Origin of the sequence: Streptomyces sp. T028 (genome assembly GCF_048159505.1) — a bacterium.
In the GTDB taxonomy this organism is placed as follows: Bacteria; Actinomycetota; Actinomycetes; order Streptomycetales; family Streptomycetaceae; genus Streptomyces.
Map to the genome: position 1 here is coordinate 14,384 of NZ_JBLRVZ010000039.1, position 17,418 is coordinate 31,801.

Here is a 17,418-nt window from a genome sequence, read left to right on the forward strand (position 1 = left end):
TTGCGGGTCCGGAACGGAGGGGGGACGAGCCATGTCGGCATCCGGACACGCCGGTGATCGTCCGGGGTGGCTGCCCCGCGCGATTCCCGGCCTGGTGGTGGGCGGGGCCGGTGCGCTCGTGGCCGGAGTCGTGATCGGGCTGGGGGTGAACGCATCGGCCGTGGTCGGCTCCGGCGGTTACCTGTTCGCCGCCTCGCTGCTGCTCGCCGTCGGCCTGTACGGCAGTACGTACGCGATCGACCTCAAGGCGCTGCGGGCCGACCTGTCCGGGGTGGTCGCGGCCGTCACCGTGGGAGTCGTGCTCAAGGCCGCTCTGATCACGGGCACGATGGCGCTGGTCCTGCGGCGGCCCGAGTCTCTGGTGCTGGGTATCGCGGTGGCGCAGATCGATCCGCTGTCGGTGGCCGCCATGGACCGCGGCGAGCGGATGTCCCCACGGGCACGGTCCCTGTTGAAGGCATGGGCGTCGTTCGACGACCCCATGACCGTACTGCTCACGCTCTATCTCGCGGGGTACGCGTACGCGGCGGCCGGCCACCAGGGCACCCCCCGGATCCTCGGTGAGAGCAACGCCGGCCACCTCACCGGCCTCGCCGCCAACGCCGCCCTGCTCGCCGCCGTGGCGCTGCTGTGGTGGGCGGGGCGTGCGGTGTCGGCACGGCTGCCGCGGCCCCTCGCGGACCGCGGAGTCGGAGCTGCGGCGACCTTGGTATTGGCCGTGGTGACACTGTTGCTCGCGGCGGACCGGAGTCTGATGCTCGCCGTGGCTCTGATCGGTCTCTTCCTGCGTTCCCCGCTGCTGGGCAGGCTGGTGGACCGCGCGGTGGGCGGCGCCTATCTCGCCGCGTTCCTGGCGCTCGGGCTGCTGCTCGCCCACGGCGTGGCCTGGTGGCCGGGATTCGTCCTCGGGAGCGCGGCATTCGTGGCGCAGGCCGTGGTGGCACTGGGGGTGATGCCCCTGTTCGTGCGCGGGCTGGAACGCCGCGACCGGATCGCGCTGGGGCTCGGGCAGCAGAACGGCATCACGGCCGTGCTGATCGCCCTCTCCCTGGAACACGACTTTCCCGGCACGGCCGCCACCGTGGGACCCGCCGTCATCACGGTGGCCGTGCTGCACGGCATCGGACAGCTGGTCCTCGCCCGCCTGCGCGCTCCGGACGTCGGGCCCGTGCCCGATCGTGGGCGCGGGGAACTGGACACGGACGAGCCGCGTCCCTCCCCGCGCGAGGCGGAGGCCGTCGAGACCGCGCAGGACAGGGAGCGGTCCGTCACCTAGCCGACGGTGTTCCGGGGCGGGGAGGAATCGCGGCGACGGACCGTCACGTGCCGTCGCCCGGGAGGCGGGAACAGAGGCCGTACGGGCACCACGGCACGGCGGCCGGAGGGGGAGGATGTATGCGGCAGGGTTCCAGGTCCGGCCGGCCGGGAGCGAGGGGGCTCCGGCGTCCGCCGGGCGTCCGTCCGGCGACGTGCGCCGCCGTCGCGGCCCGCGGGCCGAGCCGGTCCGCGCGGGGCGTGCTGGCGGTGTGCGGCGCGGCCCTGGCGTTGGTGGCCGCGTCACCGACGGTGGCCGCGGCCGCCGGTTCGCCGAGCAGGGACGTCCAGCTCGTGTACTGCCTCTCCGACGCACACCGGGTCGACCTCGTCGCCGCCGCCGTACGCCTCGGGCTGCTCACGGCGGAGTCGACGACCGAGTCGGTGCGGTCGGTCGGCACGCCCCGGCAGATCTCGTCGCAGCGCTGGGCCGACGTGCACCAGAAGGACTTCGCCCGGGCCTGCTCGGCGCTGATGGCGGCGACCGCGGGGACACCCGTGACCGCGGCGCCGAGTCCGGCCGAGGAGGACTGGTTCCTCACCTTTGTGAAGGGGCTGCCGCCGCTGCTGGTCGGTGTGCTGCTCACCCTGGGGGGCCAGCTCTTCGAACGCACGTCGTCCGAACGGCGGGAACTGAAGAAGCAGTTGCAGAGCGAGGAAAGCGCGTTCCGGTGGGCGGTCGGCGCGTACCTGGAGGCCTACGAGGACGACGCGGGCGCCGACCACACGGCGGTACGCGGCTGTCGCGAGGGGCTGATAGCCGCCCTGGGCCGGCTGCCGGGCTCACCGGCACGCCGGCGGGCCGCCCGACTGGTGGCGGCGGACATCCCGTTGGGTGAGCCGCTGCCGAGGGTCCGCGACGGGGCACCGCTGGGCAAGGACGCCCGCAGCGACCTGGCGCGGGCGGAGCGGACCTCGCTGAACCGTGCGCTGGCTTCCCTGAGCGGCCTCGACCATGGCCGGGTGTACTGGGGTTGGCGGTCCGTGCGGCAGTGGCTCCCCCGGCGGCCCGGAGCGGCCGTATGACGGAGCCGGTACCGGACAACCCCTACGGCGTCCATGTGCCGGGGAGCAGGGACCTGTTGCCGTGGCTGACCCCACGGCCGGTGGACGACCATCCGCTGGTGCCGTGGGCGGAGGAGAGCCACACGGGCCTGTGGGTGGACGTCGACCACGCGCGCGACCGGGTCGGGCAGTTCGCCCAGTGGCTCGACCGGCTGCCGGAGGTGATCCTGCCCCACGTCGACAACGGCCATCTGGTGGTGGTCACGGGGCCGGTCGGCATGGGCAAGACCACGCTGATCCACCAGTGCGTCCACCTGGCCCGGCAGCGGCTGGCCGACTACGCACAGCGGGCGGCCGCCGCGCCCCGGAAACCCGGCGTCATCCGGCCGCCCCAGCCGCTCGTGGCGATGACCGCGGGCTACGACAACCGCGACGACCGCTTCAGCCGGGACAAGCGAGGGCAGCGCGCCGTCGACGAGATCAACCGAGAGCTGCGCGACCGGGTCGTCGACGCGCTGAGCGGCAGACTCCCGGACTCGCCCTTGGCGCACATCCGTGCCCAGACGGACGTCTACCAGGCGTTTCTGTCGTTGAGCACGCTGCTGGCCGAACAGGACGCGCTCCTCCTGGTGATCGTGCCGCACATGGACTGGCGGGACGAACGCGGCGGGGTCCGTACGGATTTTCTCCGCACCTGCCTGAGACACGCGCGCAGCCGGATCGTACTGTTCGTGGAAGTCAGTCACCACGACCCCCAACAGGCACACCAGGTGGTCGAGGAAATCTGGGGCAACCCCGCACTCACCCATCTCTCGCTCGGCAGCCTCACTCCGGAGGACACCGTGAAGTTCAGCCAGTCGACGCGTGGAGCGCATCCGGACCCCGAGCCCCCGCTCTCCCCGCACGCCGACGCCTGGGTCAGCTCGGACGTGCGGCAACTGCGCAAGCGGTGTTTCAGCCTCGCCGAGGAGCAGAGACAGCGGGGCGCCCCCGTCCTGGTCAGTCCGGCCGATCTCGGTGAACCCGCCCTGGACCTGGCCGCGATGGCCCGCCGCTCCTCCTCCAGTGTCCCGGCGGTGCCCCGTCAGCCCGGTCCGCCACCGCCGTCGTGACCTGTCCCGCACCCCGCGATCCCCGCATCACACCGCCGCTCGGAACGCCGTAACCGGACAGACGAGGAGTGCCGCCGTGGCCCCAGTCGATGGACAGCTCTGGCACGGGAACCCCTTCCCGCTGATCCCTGTCGTGCGCCTGGGCCCGGCGTCCGACCTCGGTGAGGTGGCCGTGCGAGGAGGCGACTCCGGCAACGCGCACATCGACACCCCGTTGGTGAGGGACCTGCAGACACTGATCACGGACTACTTCGCGCCGCCCGCCGCGGCGGGACGGCGCGGTCGGGCCGTCGCGCTGGTGGGCGGGTTCGGCCTGGGCAAGAGTCATGCCCTGCGCCATGGGCACCAGTGGGTGCGCGCCCGGCATCCGGGAACCGCGATGTGGATCGTGGACGAACCGGTCCAGGACATGGGGCGGTTGTACCGGGACCGGCTGCGCGGCCCGGGTGACACCGGGCAGGGCCGGCAGGCCTTCGAGGATCTGGTGCGGGACTACTACGCCTATGTGACGGCCGCACGGGTCGGGGCCCAGGAGGACGATCCGCGCCGTGAGACGCTGCTGCAGATCGCGGAGGGGCTGCGGGACCGCACGCTCGACCCGGACAAGGTGATCTCCGCGCTGCGCTACGACCCCGAGGTGATGCACGCCGATCTGCGCGGGAAGCTGAACGAGGTGACCGAGCACCGCCGGTTCGCGACAGCCCTGGCCCTGCTGCTCGAACCCGCCTTCAAGCGCATGGTGTGGAACTGGCTGAGTGGTGAGGAACCGGCCGAACCGCTGCGCGAGCGGGGCATCACGGAGGCGCTCGGCCCGTCCGGCGGCGGGAGCGCGGCGGCCGGCATCGACCGGGTCTTCGACGCGCTCGCCGTACAGGGCTTCCTCTACGGCCGGGTGGGCCGCTCCTACGTCCTGCTGGTGGACTCGCTCGAAAAGGCACTGGACTGGCCGGAGGAGAACCGGCGCACCTTCATGGACGCCTTCGAACGGCTCGTCAACATCTACACGAGCCATGGTGGTCTGCTGGTGTTCTGCACCTCGCCCCAGGGGCTGCGGGCTCTCCGGTCGAGCATCCACGAGCGGGTGGTGCAGTTGTGGCCGATCGGACTGGACGAGTCGCACACCCGGGAGCTGGTGGCGGAGTACCTCGCCGCGAGTGCCCCGCCGGCCGCCCGCTCGGGGCGTGGCGGCGTGGGCCCGTTCGAGGACGAGTCCCTGCGGCTGCTGCACGAGCTCACCGACGGCGTGCCCCGCGAGGTGCTCCGGGTGAGCCGGCTCGCCTGGCAGTCGAGCGAGGACTCCGAGGGCGCGGTGCGCGAGGTGTCCGGGGCCACGGTGCTCAGGGCGGTTCGGGCGCTGCACGAACAGGTGTCGCTCCGGCAGGTCCAGGACGACGTGCACGAGGCGCTGGACCTCGGCCAGTGGCGGATCGCCTCCCGCGATCCGGTGCCCGCCCGGCTGTCGCGCTCCCAGGACGACCGGGACGAGGTCCTGTACTGGCTGTCGCCCGCGCCCAACACCTATCTGGCGGTGGTTCACACCCGGTCCGTGTTGCTGGCCGACGACGCCGAGCGCATCACGACCCATGTGCACGGGCTGCGCAGCGCGGTACGGCCCGGCCGGTTCGAGGCCCTGCTGGTGGTCAACGGGCTGGCGTCGCAGCCCATGCTGGACCGGCTGGGCCGGGCGATCGGCTCACGCCCGCTGCTGTACCAGCCGGGTGATTTCGCGCGGGCCGTGCACGAGGCGCTGCTGCAGTTGCAGCGGCGGCTGTTCCAGGAACAGAGCGAGAGCGGGTTCGTGGAGCTGAGCGAGCGCTTGCGACGGGACATGGAGCAGCAGACGGCCGAACTGCGGGCGGTGCGGAACAGTCTGGCGGCCCTGGCGGTGGAGGCGCAGACCAGTCATACGCGGCCGCCCCGCGCCGTGGCGCAGGAGGCGGACGTGGCGGGTTCGGAGTTGCCCGGTCCGGTCCGGCGTCGCTTCCGGGACGCGCTCGCCATGCTGGAGACGGTGACCCGCCGCGTCGCCGACCGCACCGCGGACCTGCGTACGGCGGCGACTCCCGCGGATCTCAGCGTGCTGGGCTGCGCCACGCTGGTGCGGACCCTCACCGAGGACTTCCGCAGCGCGGTGGTCGGGTGGGCACGGGCCGCGGCGCCGGGCGGGGCGACGGAGTTCCAGCTGGGCGAACTGCGGCGGATCTGCCGGGAGTACGAGTGCGCGGTGGAGGTGCTGCCGGTGCATCTGCTGGGCGGCGCGGGGCCGCAGCACCCCTTGACCTCGGCCCGCACGGTGGAGGTGCTGGCCGAGGAGGTGTGGGGGGCGCTGAGCACGGCCACCGCCTCCTGACCGGCAGGCCCGTTCAGCGGGGCAGCGGTATACGGCTCACCGCTTGGGTCAGTCCGCTCAGGCGGCGTTCGGCGTTGCCGACCTGCCGTTGGTCGAGGGTGACCCCGAGCAGGAAGGAGTCCGCCGCGGTCCAGTGCACGTACACCGCGCCCTCCTGTACGTCGAGGACGAGCCGGTCGACGGGGGCGTGACCGGCGACGGGCGGGGCGACCAGCGCGAGCGCGTCGGTGAGCCGCACGACGTGTCCCCGCAGGCCGCGGGAGAGGTCGCGGTAGGCGGTGCGTCGGGTGCGGACGCTGACGTCCATGAACCGCGGGCCGAGGGCGTCGGTGTCGAAGACGTCACCGACGCAGACGAGCGTCCAGTTGCGGTAGTAGGCGGCGTAGTGCAGGTCGGTGGTGTTGACGTGGGTCCGCCACACGTCACGCAGCTGGGCCTCGTAGGCGCTGTCGGGCTCGGCCGCGATACCGAAGTCGACGTGCGGGCCGGTGGCCGCCCCGGCGCTGGCCAGGTGCGGCCGGGCCTGCTCGTCGCCTCCGAGTACCTCGTCCGGCAGGGAGTGGATCTCCGTGCGGATGCGTGTGGTCAGTCGGTTCATGGCGGCGTCCATGTCGGGCACGGCGGTGGACAGGTCGGTGGTCGCCGCGAGGAACTCGCCGGGGCGGGCCCGGCCGCCCCACAACCCGCCGCGGGAGTTGACGACGACGGTGCGCATCAGTTCGCCGGTGCCCAGCGGCCGCAGCACGGCTCCGAGGTCCTGGGCGCACAGGAGCAGTCGGCTGGTGGGCAGCGACTCGTTGTCGTCCTCGTCGCCGGCTTCGGTCACCAGGCTGCTGAGCGGGGCCCTGGGGTGCCGCATGACGGTGAAGTCGAGGATGCCGTTGCTGTAGTGGGACATCGAACGGATCCCGGAGGTTCGGGCGACCTCTTCCTCGCACAGAGCGGTGATCCGGCCGTGCCGCTTCTCGGTCCAGTGGGACTCGGTGAGGGTGTCGGTGGGATGCGGTACGGGCGCTGCCACGGTGCTCGCCTTTCGGTGGGTGCGATCGACGCGGGAGGGGGACGCGGGAGAGGTCAGAAGTCGGGCAGCTCCAGGTCGATGTCGTAGCCGGAGGCCGGTTCCGGGCGCTGGGGGCCGGTGGCGGTGAGCCGGTCCAGATGGTGCCTGACGCGGCGGCCGTCGGGGCGGTGGGCGACCCCGAGGTCGCGCAGTCGGCTGAGGGCGGCGTGCGCGAGCACGACGGCCTCCTCGGTGTTTCCGGCGGCGGCCAGTGTGGCCGCCAGGGAGTTCTCGGCGGCGGCGACCCAGGGGTGGGCGCGGCCCAGCTTGTGAACGAGGAGGTTCAGTGCGGTGCGGCCGACTTCCTCGGCCAGCCGGAACTCGCCCGTGGCACGCAGGTAGACGCCGTGGCGGACCTGGCACAGGGCGGTGAAGGGGTGCCCGGGCCCGAACCGCAGGGCCAGGGTCTCCCCGCACAGCCGGGCCTGTTCCTCCGCGTCCCCGGGTTTGCCGAGGGCGTGCAGGTCTGCCGCGTAGCTGAACCGGCAGCGCAGGGTGTCGAAGCGGTCGGCGCCGAATCGGCTGACGTACAGGCGCAGGGCCCGTTTGTCGCGTTCGTGGGCGAGTTCGTAGCCGTAGCGGGGATCCTTGACGGCGGGGAAGCCGTCGGCGAGGCGGCGCTCGCTGATGGCGAGGCCGACCTCGGTGAGCAGGCGTTCGCCGTCCCAGACGTCGCCGTGCCGGCGCAGCCGCTGCCGCAGCAGGTCGTGCGCCTCGCCGACCCGGCCCGACGCGCGGTAGAGGTGGGCGAGCAGGTCGGCCGAGTCCCAGGCCGTCTCGTCGTCGACGCCGCCGACGGCCTGCCGGTACCGGAAGCGCGACTGGAGGCGGGTGAGGCCGGAGGCGACGCGGCCGGTGAGGGCCTCGGTCAGGGCGACGTTGTGTTCGAGCTGCAGGGTGGCGTGGTGCTTCCAGCCCAGGAGCACCTCCAACTGCTCCAGGGCGGGGCGGAGTTGGAGGAGGGCGTCGTCGAATCGGCCGAGGGCGCGCAGGGTGGCGGCGTAGGAGTCGGCGGACAGCAGGGTGCGCGGGTGGGTGGTGCCGAGCAGCCGGCGGTGGCCGGCCAGGGCTTCCTGGGCGAAGCGGCGGGAGGCGTCGTAGTCGCCGCGCAGCCGGTGGGCACGAGCGGTGAAGTTCAGCAGCCGCAGGTACTCGGGGGTCTGTTCGTCGTCATCGGCGCGCCACCAGGCGTGGGCCTGGCCGGCGATGTCCAGGAGCCGGTCGAGATCGGCGGCCTCGCCGCGCTGGCTCAGGGAACCGAGATGACGCAGCAGGGAACGCCGTACCCGGGGCCGGGTGTCCTCCCACAGGCGCAGCGCGTACACCTCGCGGGCCCAGTCGGCGGGCAGGTCCTGGTTCTCCTGCGGCGCGTACTCCGCGAGGATGCCGCGCAGCACCGACTCGATGTGCCTGCGGTCCTCCTCGCTCATACCGGCCCGGATCAGGTCGCGCAGTCCATGGTGCTGTGCGAGCGGCTGTGCCGCGCGGTCGAAGTCGACGTCGAGCAGGCCCACCTGGGCCAGCGCCCACAGGGCGACGCTGACCATGTGCTCGTCGGGCAGCTGGACGTCGTCGGGCGGGCGGACTCCGGCGGACGGGTGGACGGCGTCGTCGTCGCGGGCCAGTTCGGAGAGGATACGGCGCGAGCGCAGCAGGTCCAGGCCCATGCCACGGCCGGTGAGCAGGGACGCGGCGTCCAGCAGCCAGCCCAGTGCGTCGTGTTCGGGGCTCTCGGCACGCCAGGCGGCAGCGCCCGGCGTGGACTGTACGACCCGTCGGGCGACCTGGACCATCACGGCGACCGGGGACACCCGGTCGGACTGTCCGAGGAGCGCGGTCTGCCCCGCCCGGTACTCGCCGAGCAGGTCGCCGACGGCGGCGCGGACGGCGGCGTCGGGGTTCAGGTGGTCTTCGCGGGTGTGCACGGCGGCGCGTTCGGCCAGGCAGTGCGCCGCGAGGTGCAGGGCCTGCGGCACGAAGTCGACGACGTTGCCGATCTGGTCGGCCTGTTGTTCGGTGATGCCCGGCACCCGGTCGGCGAGCAGGGTGCGGCTCTCGTCCGGGGTCATCGGCGGGGCGGCGAAGGGGACCAGGTGCGGGGGGCGGTCCTCGGCCGCGTCGGGTGGGCCTCCCTCGGGGGGTTCCGGTGGTGCGGACCGGCTGGTGATCAGGACGTGTCCGCGTTCGTGGGGCACGGGCAGCAGGCCGTGCAGGTCGGTCGGGTCGGGGGCGCCGTCGTAGACGAGGAGCCAGTTGCCGAGGTCGTCGTCGGGGCGGGAGAGGCGGGTCAGCAGGCGGGAGACGCGGGTGGGGCCGGAGCCGAGGCCGTCGGTGGTGGCGCCCAGTCGCCCGGCGAGCCGGCCGAGGCCCCGTTCGGCGCGCTCGGGTTCCCAGGATCGCACCCACCACACGACGTCGTAGCCGGCTCCGTAGCGGTGGCACAGTTCGTGCGCGGCGTCGCTCTTGCCCCAGCCGGAAGGACCGTGAAGTACCAGGCAGGCGCCGTTGCGTCCGGCCGTACGGACCGCCTCGTCGAGCCGGGTGAGCAGGTCGCCGCGATCGACGAAGGAGCCGCCGCGCGGGGCGACGTTGTTGGTTCCGGGCAGCCGCGGGAAGGGCGCAGCGCCGCGGGCCGGCTCGGGTGGCTCGGTCCGCAGACGCAGTCCGGTGTAGAGCCGTCGCAGCGCTTCCTCCTCGGTGGTGCCGCGGAGGTCGATGCGTTCGTGATGGGCGGCCTCGGTGTGCGGGAACGGCTCGTCCAGCAGCACGATGAACACATCGGTGTGGGAGAGCGCGCCGATCTGGGTCAGAAGGGTGTCGTCGCCGTCGTCGGGCGAGACGAAGAGCAGGGCGTGGCCGGGGTCGGGGCGCTCTCCGGTGTAGGTGTCGGCGCGGCGCAGTTCGGTGCGCACGCCCTGGGTGGCGAGCCGTTCGCCCAGCCACTCGGCCCAGGGGGCGTGTCGGGTGGAGTGGACGACCGTGACGTCGGTGAGCCGGGCGGTGCGCCGGTCTCTCAGCCAGTCGGCCAGCCTTTCGTAGTAGGGGCGCAGCCCGGTGACCGTGCCGATGTCCTCGGTGTGCACGGCGAGGCTGCGGCTGTCCTGGTAGAGCGGGTTGTAGGGGATCTCCAGGAAGGGGATGTCGCTCTCGCCGAGCGCACGGGCGAGCGGGCCGAACTTCCGGCGCACCCGTTCGCGCGCGTTGCGCAGCCGGTCGTGCACACCGATGTCGCTCTTCAGCCCGAGGGCGAGCAGGCGTACGGGGCGGGCCGCCCGGCGCTGTGTCAGGTCGTCGGCGAGGGCTGCGGCACCGTCGATCGACCAGGCGGTCATGGCGAAGCACACGACGAAGGCGTCGGCATAGGCGGCCTGTCGGGTCGCCTCAGCCGCGTCGGGCGTGTCGGGGACCGGCTCCTCGATCAGGACGTGGTCGTATCCGGCGGCCAGGGGGTCGTCCGCGAGGGCGGCCCGTGCGTCGCGGTCGCGGAGGGTGATGAGGTGGACCTCGCCGGGCCGGGGAGCGGGCGTCGGCCCGGGCGGACCGGCCGCGTCGGACCGGCCGTCAACGAGCAGTACGCTGCGGCTGCCCTCGGCGAGGATGTCGGCGACGTTGCGCAGGGTGGTGCTCAGGCCGAGGTTCTCGGACGTGGCGAGAAAGGCGACGAACGGCCCCAGGCGTTCGAACACGTTTACGTGGAGCGTGTCCTGACGGTGGAGAGGGCCGGGCTGCTCCGACGGACTCGTTCCGCCATAGGGGTTGACGTCAGACATGACCTCTCCGCTCGGCGCGGCACGACAGGACTCACCTGCGGACGTCCCTGTCGAGCTGCCGTCGAGCCCAAGGGGGAGATATCCGCACCAAATGGTGCATACGGTGTTGCCAGTATAGGGGGGCGGGTCTTCCCTCCGTTCATGCGCTCTCCTTGTGCCCCGTGACGAACGGGTCGCCCTCCGCGGCGCCGACACCCACCCGGCGCAGCACGTCACCGAGCACGGACTCGGGCAGAGCGGCGAGTTCGTCCGGGGTGAGCGCCGAAAGGTCGAGAACGAGTGACTCGATGTCGGCCTCCGGCTCGTCGTCCGCCGCGACGCGAGCCACACCCTCGGCTGGGGCCATGGTGTCCACTCCATGCGGTCTCGTGGACCCCGCCGCGACGGCCCTGCGGGCGCCTCGGGGGTCCGGGCGGGATACAAGAAGGCCACTTCAGCGTACGCCGTGGCCCGCGGCAGGTCAGCCGTCCTGCCCTCACGGGCTGCCTCAACTGCACTTTGGTGGACATCCGTTGACCGATTAGTGATATTGACGCTGCTCTGCGGCCGACCGAATACTGGTGGCACGGTGTGGGCCGCCGTCGACGGCGTGGTTCGCGGCGTACGCCGCCGGGGGGAGCGGATGAGCCGATCGCCACTGCACGTTGCCGAGCCGCCATGGCCGGGCGCGGCCGACGTCGCGGAACGAACGGCGGCCGGCTGGGTGCCCCTCCCCTTCCACTCCTTCGTGCTCAAGGCTCACAGCCGGTGTGATCTGGCCTGCGACTACTGCTACATGTACCGCTCCCACGACCGCGGTTGGCGCGACCAGCCGCGCGTGATGGCGCCCGCCACGATCGCACGCACGGCGGAACGCATGACCGCGCACCTGTCCGCGCACGGCATCACCGAGGCGGGCGTGGTGCTGCACGGAGGCGAGCCGCTCCTCCTCTCTGACGCCCAACTCACCCAGCTGGCACGGACGCTGCGCTCGACCGCCGGGAACGGAGTACGCCTGCACCTGTCCCTGCAGACCAACGGCACCCGGCTGACCGGGCGACGGCTGGACCTGCTGGGCGAGCTGGACATCCGCGTCGGGGTCAGCACCGACGGCGGCCGGGCCGCGCACGACCGGCACCGGCGGTCGGCCGACGGCCGCGGCAGCCACTCCCGTGTCCACACCGGGCTGCGTCTGCTCGGCCAGGAGCAGTACCGCCGGCTGTTCGGGGGCCTGCTGTGCACGGTCGACCTGCGCAACGACCCGGTGCGCACCTACGAGAGCCTGCTGGCGTACTCGCCGCCGACGGTGGACTTCCTGCTCCCGCTCGGCAACTGGGACACCCCACCCCCGGGGCTGCCCGCGCCCGCCCGGCGAACGCCCTACGCCGACTGGCTCTGGGCCGTCTTCGAGCGCTGGTACGGCGCGCCGGTCCGTGAGACCCGCGTCCGCCTCCTGGACGATCTGCTCGCCCTGCTGCTCGGAGGCGCCCCGCGCACGGAGTCCCTGGGCATACGCCCGGTGCGCTACGCGGTGGTGGAGAGCGACGGCTCCCTCGCCCAGGACGACGCCCTGCGCACCGCGTACGACGGCGCGTCCCGCACCGGCCTCGACGTATGGCGGCACACCTTCGACGATCTTCTGCGCCATCCCGGAGTCGCTGCCCGGCAGTGGGGCCGCGAGGGCCTGTGTCCCACGTGCCGGGCCTGCTCCCTGCACCAGGTGTGCGGCGGTGGACACTACGCGACCCGCTATCGCCGGACGACCGGCTTCGCGAATCCGAGTGTCTACTGCACGGAACTCGGCACGCTGATCGGACGGGTCCGGGAACGGCTGACGGCGGACCTCGGCCGGCTCACGGCGGCACCTCGCCCGCGGGGCCCGGCCCCCCAGGGCCCTCGCCGCGAGAACGGCCTGCCCGGCCCGGACGGCGCGGAGTGACGGGCGAGAACGGTGAGCACGGACGGGGCGAGGGCATCACGCCGCCCCCGCACCGGATGCCGAGCGCGCTGTTCGACGCGGTCGCCATGGGAGGCGGCGGTGCCGAGGCCCTGCGGCTGCTCGCCCGTGCCGAGCACAGCAGAAGGCTGGCCTGCGCCTACGCCGTGACGGCCGCGGCCCGGGAGACCGGTGGCGCGGTCGCCGAGGAGGCCGCCCGGGCCTGGGAGCTCCTCGCCGCCGCCACCCGCGCGGACCCGGCCGCCGGGGCGACCGTCCTCAAGCACCCGGCTGCCGGTCCGGCCCTGTTCGGACTGCTCGCAGCGCTGCGGCGGGGCCCGGACCCGGGCCGGGCCGCGCTGGGCCGGTTCACGGCGCTGGCGGCCGCGGCCGCGGTGCGCGCGGGACTGCCGGTGCGGCTGGCCTGGCAGGTGGAGGGGCCGTGGATGGCGCTGCCCTCACTCGGCCGCGCCTGTTTCCCCCGCGCCGATGCCCCGTACGGCGGAACCGCGGAGGTCGTCGTCGGCACGGACGGGACGGCCCGGGTGACCCTGTCCGGACCACGCGAGAAACCGGGGCGACCCGGCCCTCGCCAGGAGCCGCGTGTCCGGGAGGAACGGGGGCCGCGGCGGGACACTGACCCGCCGGACCCGCCGTTCGCTCCGGAGCCTGCGAGGGAACCGGGCTGGTGGACCGCGCCGGAGCACCGGGAAGCCCCCGTGGTCCTGACGCCTTCCGGAGGGCGATGGCACACCCCTCGCCACCTCTCCACCCTGGCGCCCGGCGCTCCGCTCCTCCTCGACGTCCTCGACCAGCCGGGCTTTCCCAACGCCGTCCGCCCGCCGGGCCCCCGCACTCCGGAGGTGGGCCGGTGGCGGGCCGTGGCACGCCCGGGGTGCGCGATGCTGCGCGCGGAGCACCCGGAGACGTACGGGGAACTGGCGGCCGACACGCGCCTGCTGGTGCCGCTGGTGAGGAGCGGGCAGGGCTCGGTGAGCGGGAGCACCGCGGAGATGTTCGGCTGCGTGGGCATGTCCCGGCCGGCCACGGCGACCGGCTTCGCGGTGACCATGGCGCACGAGATGCAGCACAACAAGTTCGCCGCCGTACTGCACCTGTTCGACCTGCTGGAGCCTTCCGAGGGCCCGGACCGCTTCTACGCCCCCTGGCGCCCCGATCCACGCCCGCTGATCGGCCTCTTCCACGGGGCGTACGCGCATCTGGGCGTCGCCCTGTTCTGGGCGCGCCGGCGGGAGACCGGGCCGACACTGCAGACCGAGGCGCACGTCCAGTTCGCGCGCTGGCGCCTGGCCGCTCGTGACGCCACCCTCGTCATCCTGGCCTCGGGGCGGCTGACGCCTCTGGGCCGGCGTTTCGCCGACCGGATGCTCGACGCCCTGGACGCCCTGTGCCGGCAGCCGGTCCCCCTTTCGGCCCGCATACGCGCCGAGTCCGCCGCGCGCGCCCATCTCACCGCCTGGCAGGCCCGCAACGGCGTGCCGGAACGGGCACTGCCCGCCTGACAGCGGGGAGGCGAGCCGGAGCGGCGTCCGCGGCGGACGCCACACGCCGTCGGGCAGGGCCCTCACCTGCGCACAACGGGCTCCGTGGACCGTCCGAAGGCCCCTGCGGACGGCAGGTAAACTCCGTACACGTGACTTCTGCGCCCGCCAAGCCCCGCATCCCGAACGTCCTCGCCGGACGCTACGCCTCCGCCGAGCTCGCCACGCTCTGGTCGCCCGAGCAGAAGGTGAAGCTGGAGCGTCAGCTCTGGCTCGCCGTGCTGAAAGCCCAGAAGGACCTCGGGATCGAGGTGCCGGACACGGCGATCGCCGACTACGAGCGTGTCCTGGACACCGTCGACCTCGCCTCCATCGCCGAGCGCGAGAAGGTCACGCGGCACGACGTGAAGGCGCGGATCGAGGAGTTCAACGACCTCGCCGGGCACGAGCAGGTCCACAAGGGCATGACGTCCCGCGACCTCACGGAGAACGTCGAGCAACTGCAGATCCGTCTCTCGCTGGAGCTGGTCCGCGACCGCACGGTGGCCGTGCTGGCGCGCCTCGGCAGGCTGGCCGGCGAGTACGGCGAGCTGGTCATGGCCGGCCGCTCGCACAACGTGGCCGCGCAGGCCACCACCCTCGGCAAGCGCTTCTCGACGGCCGCCGACGAGCTGCTCGTGGCGTACGGCCGGGTCGAGGAGCTGCTCGGCCGCTACCCGCTGCGCGGGATCAAGGGCCCGGTCGGGACGGCGCAGGACATGCTGGACCTGCTGGGCGGGGACGCGGGCAAGCTGGCCGAGCTGGAGGACCGGATCGCGGCCCACCTGGGCTTCTCGCAGGCGTTCACCTCCGTGGGCCAGGTCTACCCGCGCTCGCTGGACTACGAGGTCGTGACGGCGCTGGTGCAGCTCGCGGCCGCCCCCTCCTCGCTCGCCAAGACGATCCGGCTGATGGCCGGGCACGAGCTGGTGACCGAGGGCTTCAAGCCCGGCCAGGTCGGTTCCTCGGCGATGCCGCACAAGATGAACACCCGCTCCTGCGAGCGCGTCAACGGCCTCATGGTCATCCTGCGCGGCTACGCGTCGATGACCGGTGAGCTGGCGGGCGACCAGTGGAACGAGGGCGACGTCTCCTGCTCGGTGGTGCGCCGCGTGGCCCTGCCGGACGCGTTCTTCGCGCTGGACGGTCTGCTGGAGACGTTCCTGACGGTGCTCGACGAGTTCGGCGCCTTCCCGGCGGTCGTGGCCCGGGAGCTGGACCGCTACCTGCCGTTCCTCGCCACCACCAAGGTGCTGATGGGCGCGGTGCGCGCGGGCGTGGGCCGTGAGCTCGCACACGAGGCGATCAAGGAGAACGCCGTCGCCTCCGCCCTCGCCATGCGCGAGCAGGGCGCCGAGCGCAACGAGCTGCTGGACAAGCTGGCCGCCGACGAGCGCCTCCCGCTCGACCGCGCCCAGCTGGACGCCCTGATGGCCGACAAGCTGTCCTTCACGGGCGCGGCGGCCGCGCAGGTGGCCACGGTCGTCGGCCGGATCGAGGAGATCGTGAAACAGCGTCCGGAGGCGGCCGGTTACACCCCCGGGGCGATCCTCTGACCCGCTCGCCCCGCTTCACCCAGGCTCAGCTGGAGGCCGCCCGCGACCGTCTCGTACCGGACGTCGTCGCGGGCGGTCTGCGTGTGCTGTTCTGCGGGATCAACCCCGGGCTGATGACGGCCGCGACCGGTCACCACTTCGCCCGTCCCGGCAACCGCTTCTGGCCGGTGCTGCACCTGTCCGGTTTCACGCCGAGGCTGCTGAAGCCGGCGGGGCAGGCGGAGCTGCTGTCGTACGGCCTCGGCATCACGAACGTGGTGGCGCGGGCGACCGCGCGGGCCGACGAGCTGAGCGCCGAGGAGTACCGCGAGGGCGGACGGCTGCTGAGCGAGAAGGTGACGCGCCTCAAGCCCCGCCGGCTCGCGGTGGTCGGCGTGACCGCCTACCGGGCCGCCTTCGGCGACCGGAAGGCCTCGGTGGGGCCGCAGGAGCGGGTGATCGGGGAGTCGCAGGTGTGGGTGCTGCCGAACCCCAGCGGCCTCAACGCCCACTGGACGGCGGCGACCATGGCGGAGGAGTTCGCGCGGCTGCGGGTGGCGGCGGAGGGCTGACCGCGGGTCGAGGCGGGTCCGTCTCCGTGACGACGAGGAGGAGTCGTATCTCGTCGTCCGGGTCGAGGTCGGCCACGCCGAGGGCAACCCAGCGGCCGTGTTCCGCGACCGCTCCGCCTCCGCGACGCGCACCGCGCTCCGCTCAGGCGTCCCGGCGTCGCACCAGCCACGCTCCCGCCGTGACCGCGGCCGTCGTCCACAGGGCCGTCACCGCGAGCCCCGTCCAGGGCCCGAGGCTGCCGTCCCAGCCGCTGTGGAGCGCGACTTGGCCGGCCCGGTCGGGCAGGAAGTCGGCGGCGTTGCCGGACATGTCGCCGACGACGAAGGACACGATCAGCAGGAAGGGGATCAGGATGCCGAGCGCCCCCGTTCCGCTGCGCAGGACCGACGTGAGACCTGCGGCGAGCAGGGCCATCAGCGTCAGGTAGAGGGCACAGCCGATCACCCCGCGCAGGCTCTCGGCCAGGTCCGGGCCGCCCGCCTGGTCGCCCGGCATCGCGCTGCCCACGGCGAGGGTCGCCAGGCCCGTGACCAGGCCGACCGCCAGGACCGACAGGGCGATCGCCGTCAGTTTGGCGGCGAACCAGCGGCCCCGCCGCGGTACGGCGGCCAGCGACACCCGCAGGGCGCCGCCCTGGAACTCGGCGGACACGGCCGTCGTACCGAAGGCGACCGCCGCGATCTGGCCGAAGCTCACCCCGAAGAAGACGGAGAACAGGGGGTCGGAGTCGTCGCCGTCGGTGTCGATGCCGGCCAGCGCCGAGAACGCCATTGTGGCGAGCAGGACCGCGCACGCTCCGCGCTCGCGGATCTGGAGCGGGTGCTCGGGGTGCTGCGCGAGGCGGAGCGTCCGGTGAGCGGCAGACCGACGCTCGCCGAGGCGGACCGGCTCCTGGAGTCCGCGCGGGCGTCCGGCGCGAAGGTCGACGCCGAGCTGACCGGGCCGCTGGAGGGCGTGCCGGGACCGGTGTCGCGGGAGGGCTACCGGATCCTTCAGGAAGCGCTCACCAATGTGCTGCGGCACGCGGGAGCCGTCCGGGTCCGGGTGGGTGTCGTGGAGGGTGTGCTGCGCCTCGAGGTGCGCAATCCGCTGACGGCCGGCATACCCGGCCCCGGGCGGGGCACCGGGCTGCGCGGGATCCGCGAGCGCGCGGCTCTGCTCGGGGGACACGCCGCGACCGGGCCGGACGCGGGCGACTGGCAGGTGCGCGCGGAGCTGCCGCTGCGCTGATCTACGCTGGCCG

General features: G+C 73.4%; 12 protein-coding genes and 1 pseudogene. 9 read left to right on the forward strand and 4 right to left on the reverse strand.

Annotated features, from left to right (window positions below; genetic code table 11):
* Window positions 1-31: 31 nt before the first annotated feature.
* The 4 genes from ACLZN2_RS34290 (at window position 32) to ACLZN2_RS34305 (ending at window position 5,781) form a co-directional block, all read left to right on the forward strand.
* A complete protein-coding gene (locus tag ACLZN2_RS34290) occupies window positions 32-1,276 on the forward strand; it encodes a hypothetical protein (RefSeq protein WP_416983336.1) in 1,245 nt (414 codons plus the stop codon).
* Window positions 1,277-1,395: 119 nt separating this feature from the next.
* Entirely contained in the window at window positions 1,396-2,340 is a 945-nt protein-coding gene (locus ACLZN2_RS34295; protein ID WP_416983337.1) for a hypothetical protein, read from the forward strand.
* Window positions 2,337-3,431, forward strand: a complete 1,095-nt coding sequence (locus ACLZN2_RS34300; protein WP_416983338.1) for an ATP-binding protein — start codon at window positions 2,337-2,339, stop codon at window positions 3,429-3,431. The genes ACLZN2_RS34295 and ACLZN2_RS34300 overlap by 4 nt, the downstream gene beginning before the upstream one ends.
* A gap of 76 nt (window positions 3,432-3,507) precedes the next feature.
* Window positions 3,508-5,781 (forward strand): hypothetical protein, encoded by a 2,274-nt coding sequence (locus ACLZN2_RS34305; protein ID WP_416983340.1) that lies wholly within the window; start codon window positions 3,508-3,510, stop codon window positions 5,779-5,781.
* A gap of 13 nt (window positions 5,782-5,794) precedes the next feature.
* On the opposite strand, the gene ACLZN2_RS34310 is transcribed toward ACLZN2_RS34305, so the two are convergent.
* From ACLZN2_RS34310 to ACLZN2_RS34320, 3 genes are all read right to left on the reverse strand, one after another.
* Window positions 5,795-6,802, reverse strand: coding sequence for a hypothetical protein (locus ACLZN2_RS34310; protein ID WP_416983341.1), 1,008 nt, complete (start codon window positions 6,800-6,802; stop codon window positions 5,795-5,797).
* Between the two features lie 53 nt (window positions 6,803-6,855).
* Window positions 6,856-10,527 (reverse strand): FxSxx-COOH system tetratricopeptide repeat protein, encoded by a 3,672-nt coding sequence (fxsT, locus tag ACLZN2_RS34315; RefSeq protein ID WP_416983342.1) that lies wholly within the window; start codon window positions 10,525-10,527, stop codon window positions 6,856-6,858.
* Between the two features lie 223 nt (window positions 10,528-10,750).
* On the reverse strand, window positions 10,751-10,957 hold the full coding sequence (locus ACLZN2_RS34320) for a hypothetical protein (protein WP_416983343.1): 207 nt from the start codon (window positions 10,955-10,957) through the stop codon (window positions 10,751-10,753).
* A 276-nt stretch (window positions 10,958-11,233) separates the two neighbouring features.
* On the opposite strand from ACLZN2_RS34320, the gene ACLZN2_RS34325 reads away from it, so the two are divergent.
* The 4 genes from ACLZN2_RS34325 to mug all read left to right on the forward strand — a co-directional run bounded on the left by ACLZN2_RS34325 (window position 11,234) and on the right by mug (window position 16,174).
* Complete coding sequence (locus ACLZN2_RS34325) at window positions 11,234-12,529, forward strand: FxsB family cyclophane-forming radical SAM/SPASM peptide maturase (protein WP_416983345.1); 1,296 nt, start codon at window positions 11,234-11,236, stop codon at window positions 12,527-12,529.
* Window positions 12,526-14,049: an aKG-HExxH-type peptide beta-hydroxylase gene (locus tag ACLZN2_RS34330; protein WP_416983346.1), complete on the forward strand. Its 1,524-nt coding sequence runs from the start codon at window positions 12,526-12,528 to the stop codon at window positions 14,047-14,049. The genes ACLZN2_RS34325 and ACLZN2_RS34330 overlap by 4 nt, the downstream gene beginning before the upstream one ends.
* Window positions 14,050-14,180: 131 nt before the next feature.
* On the forward strand, window positions 14,181-15,623 hold the full coding sequence (gene purB, locus ACLZN2_RS34335; protein ID WP_416983347.1) for an adenylosuccinate lyase: 1,443 nt from the start codon (window positions 14,181-14,183) through the stop codon (window positions 15,621-15,623).
* Window positions 15,620-16,174 carry a G/U mismatch-specific DNA glycosylase gene (gene mug / locus ACLZN2_RS34340; RefSeq protein ID WP_416983384.1) on the forward strand — a complete coding sequence of 185 codons (555 nt, stop codon included), beginning with the start codon at window positions 15,620-15,622 and terminating at the stop codon, window positions 16,172-16,174. Before purB ends, mug begins: the two co-directional genes overlap by 4 nt.
* Window positions 16,175-16,316: 142 nt before the next feature.
* Here the strand turns inward: mug and ACLZN2_RS34345 are convergent, their stop codons facing one another.
* A complete protein-coding gene (locus ACLZN2_RS34345; RefSeq protein ID WP_416983385.1) occupies window positions 16,317-16,985 on the reverse strand; it encodes an ABC transporter permease subunit in 669 nt (222 codons plus the stop codon).
* Between ACLZN2_RS34345 and ACLZN2_RS34350 the strand changes: the two are divergent.
* A pseudogene (locus tag ACLZN2_RS34350) lies at window positions 16,968-17,405 on the forward strand (sensor histidine kinase); the annotation flags it as partial. The gene ACLZN2_RS34345 and the pseudogene ACLZN2_RS34350 overlap by 18 nt on opposite strands.
* Window positions 17,406-17,418 lie beyond the last annotated feature (13 nt).

Excerpts from the sequence above, each read along its gene's own strand:
- ACLZN2_RS34290 (WP_416983336.1), top strand. The coding sequence starts at position 32 with ATGTCGGCATCCGGACACGCCGGTGATCGTCCGGGGTGGCTGCCCCGC.
- ACLZN2_RS34295 (WP_416983337.1), top strand. The coding sequence starts at position 1,396 with ATGCGGCAGGGTTCCAGGTCCGGCCGGCCGGGAGCGAGGGGGCTCCGG.
- ACLZN2_RS34300 (WP_416983338.1), top strand. The coding sequence starts at position 2,337 with ATGACGGAGCCGGTACCGGACAACCCCTACGGCGTCCATGTGCCGGGG.
- ACLZN2_RS34320 (WP_416983343.1), bottom strand. The coding sequence starts at position 10,957 with ATGGCCCCAGCCGAGGGTGTGGCTCGCGTCGCGGCGGACGACGAGCCG.
- ACLZN2_RS34325 (WP_416983345.1), top strand. The coding sequence starts at position 11,234 with ATGAGCCGATCGCCACTGCACGTTGCCGAGCCGCCATGGCCGGGCGCG.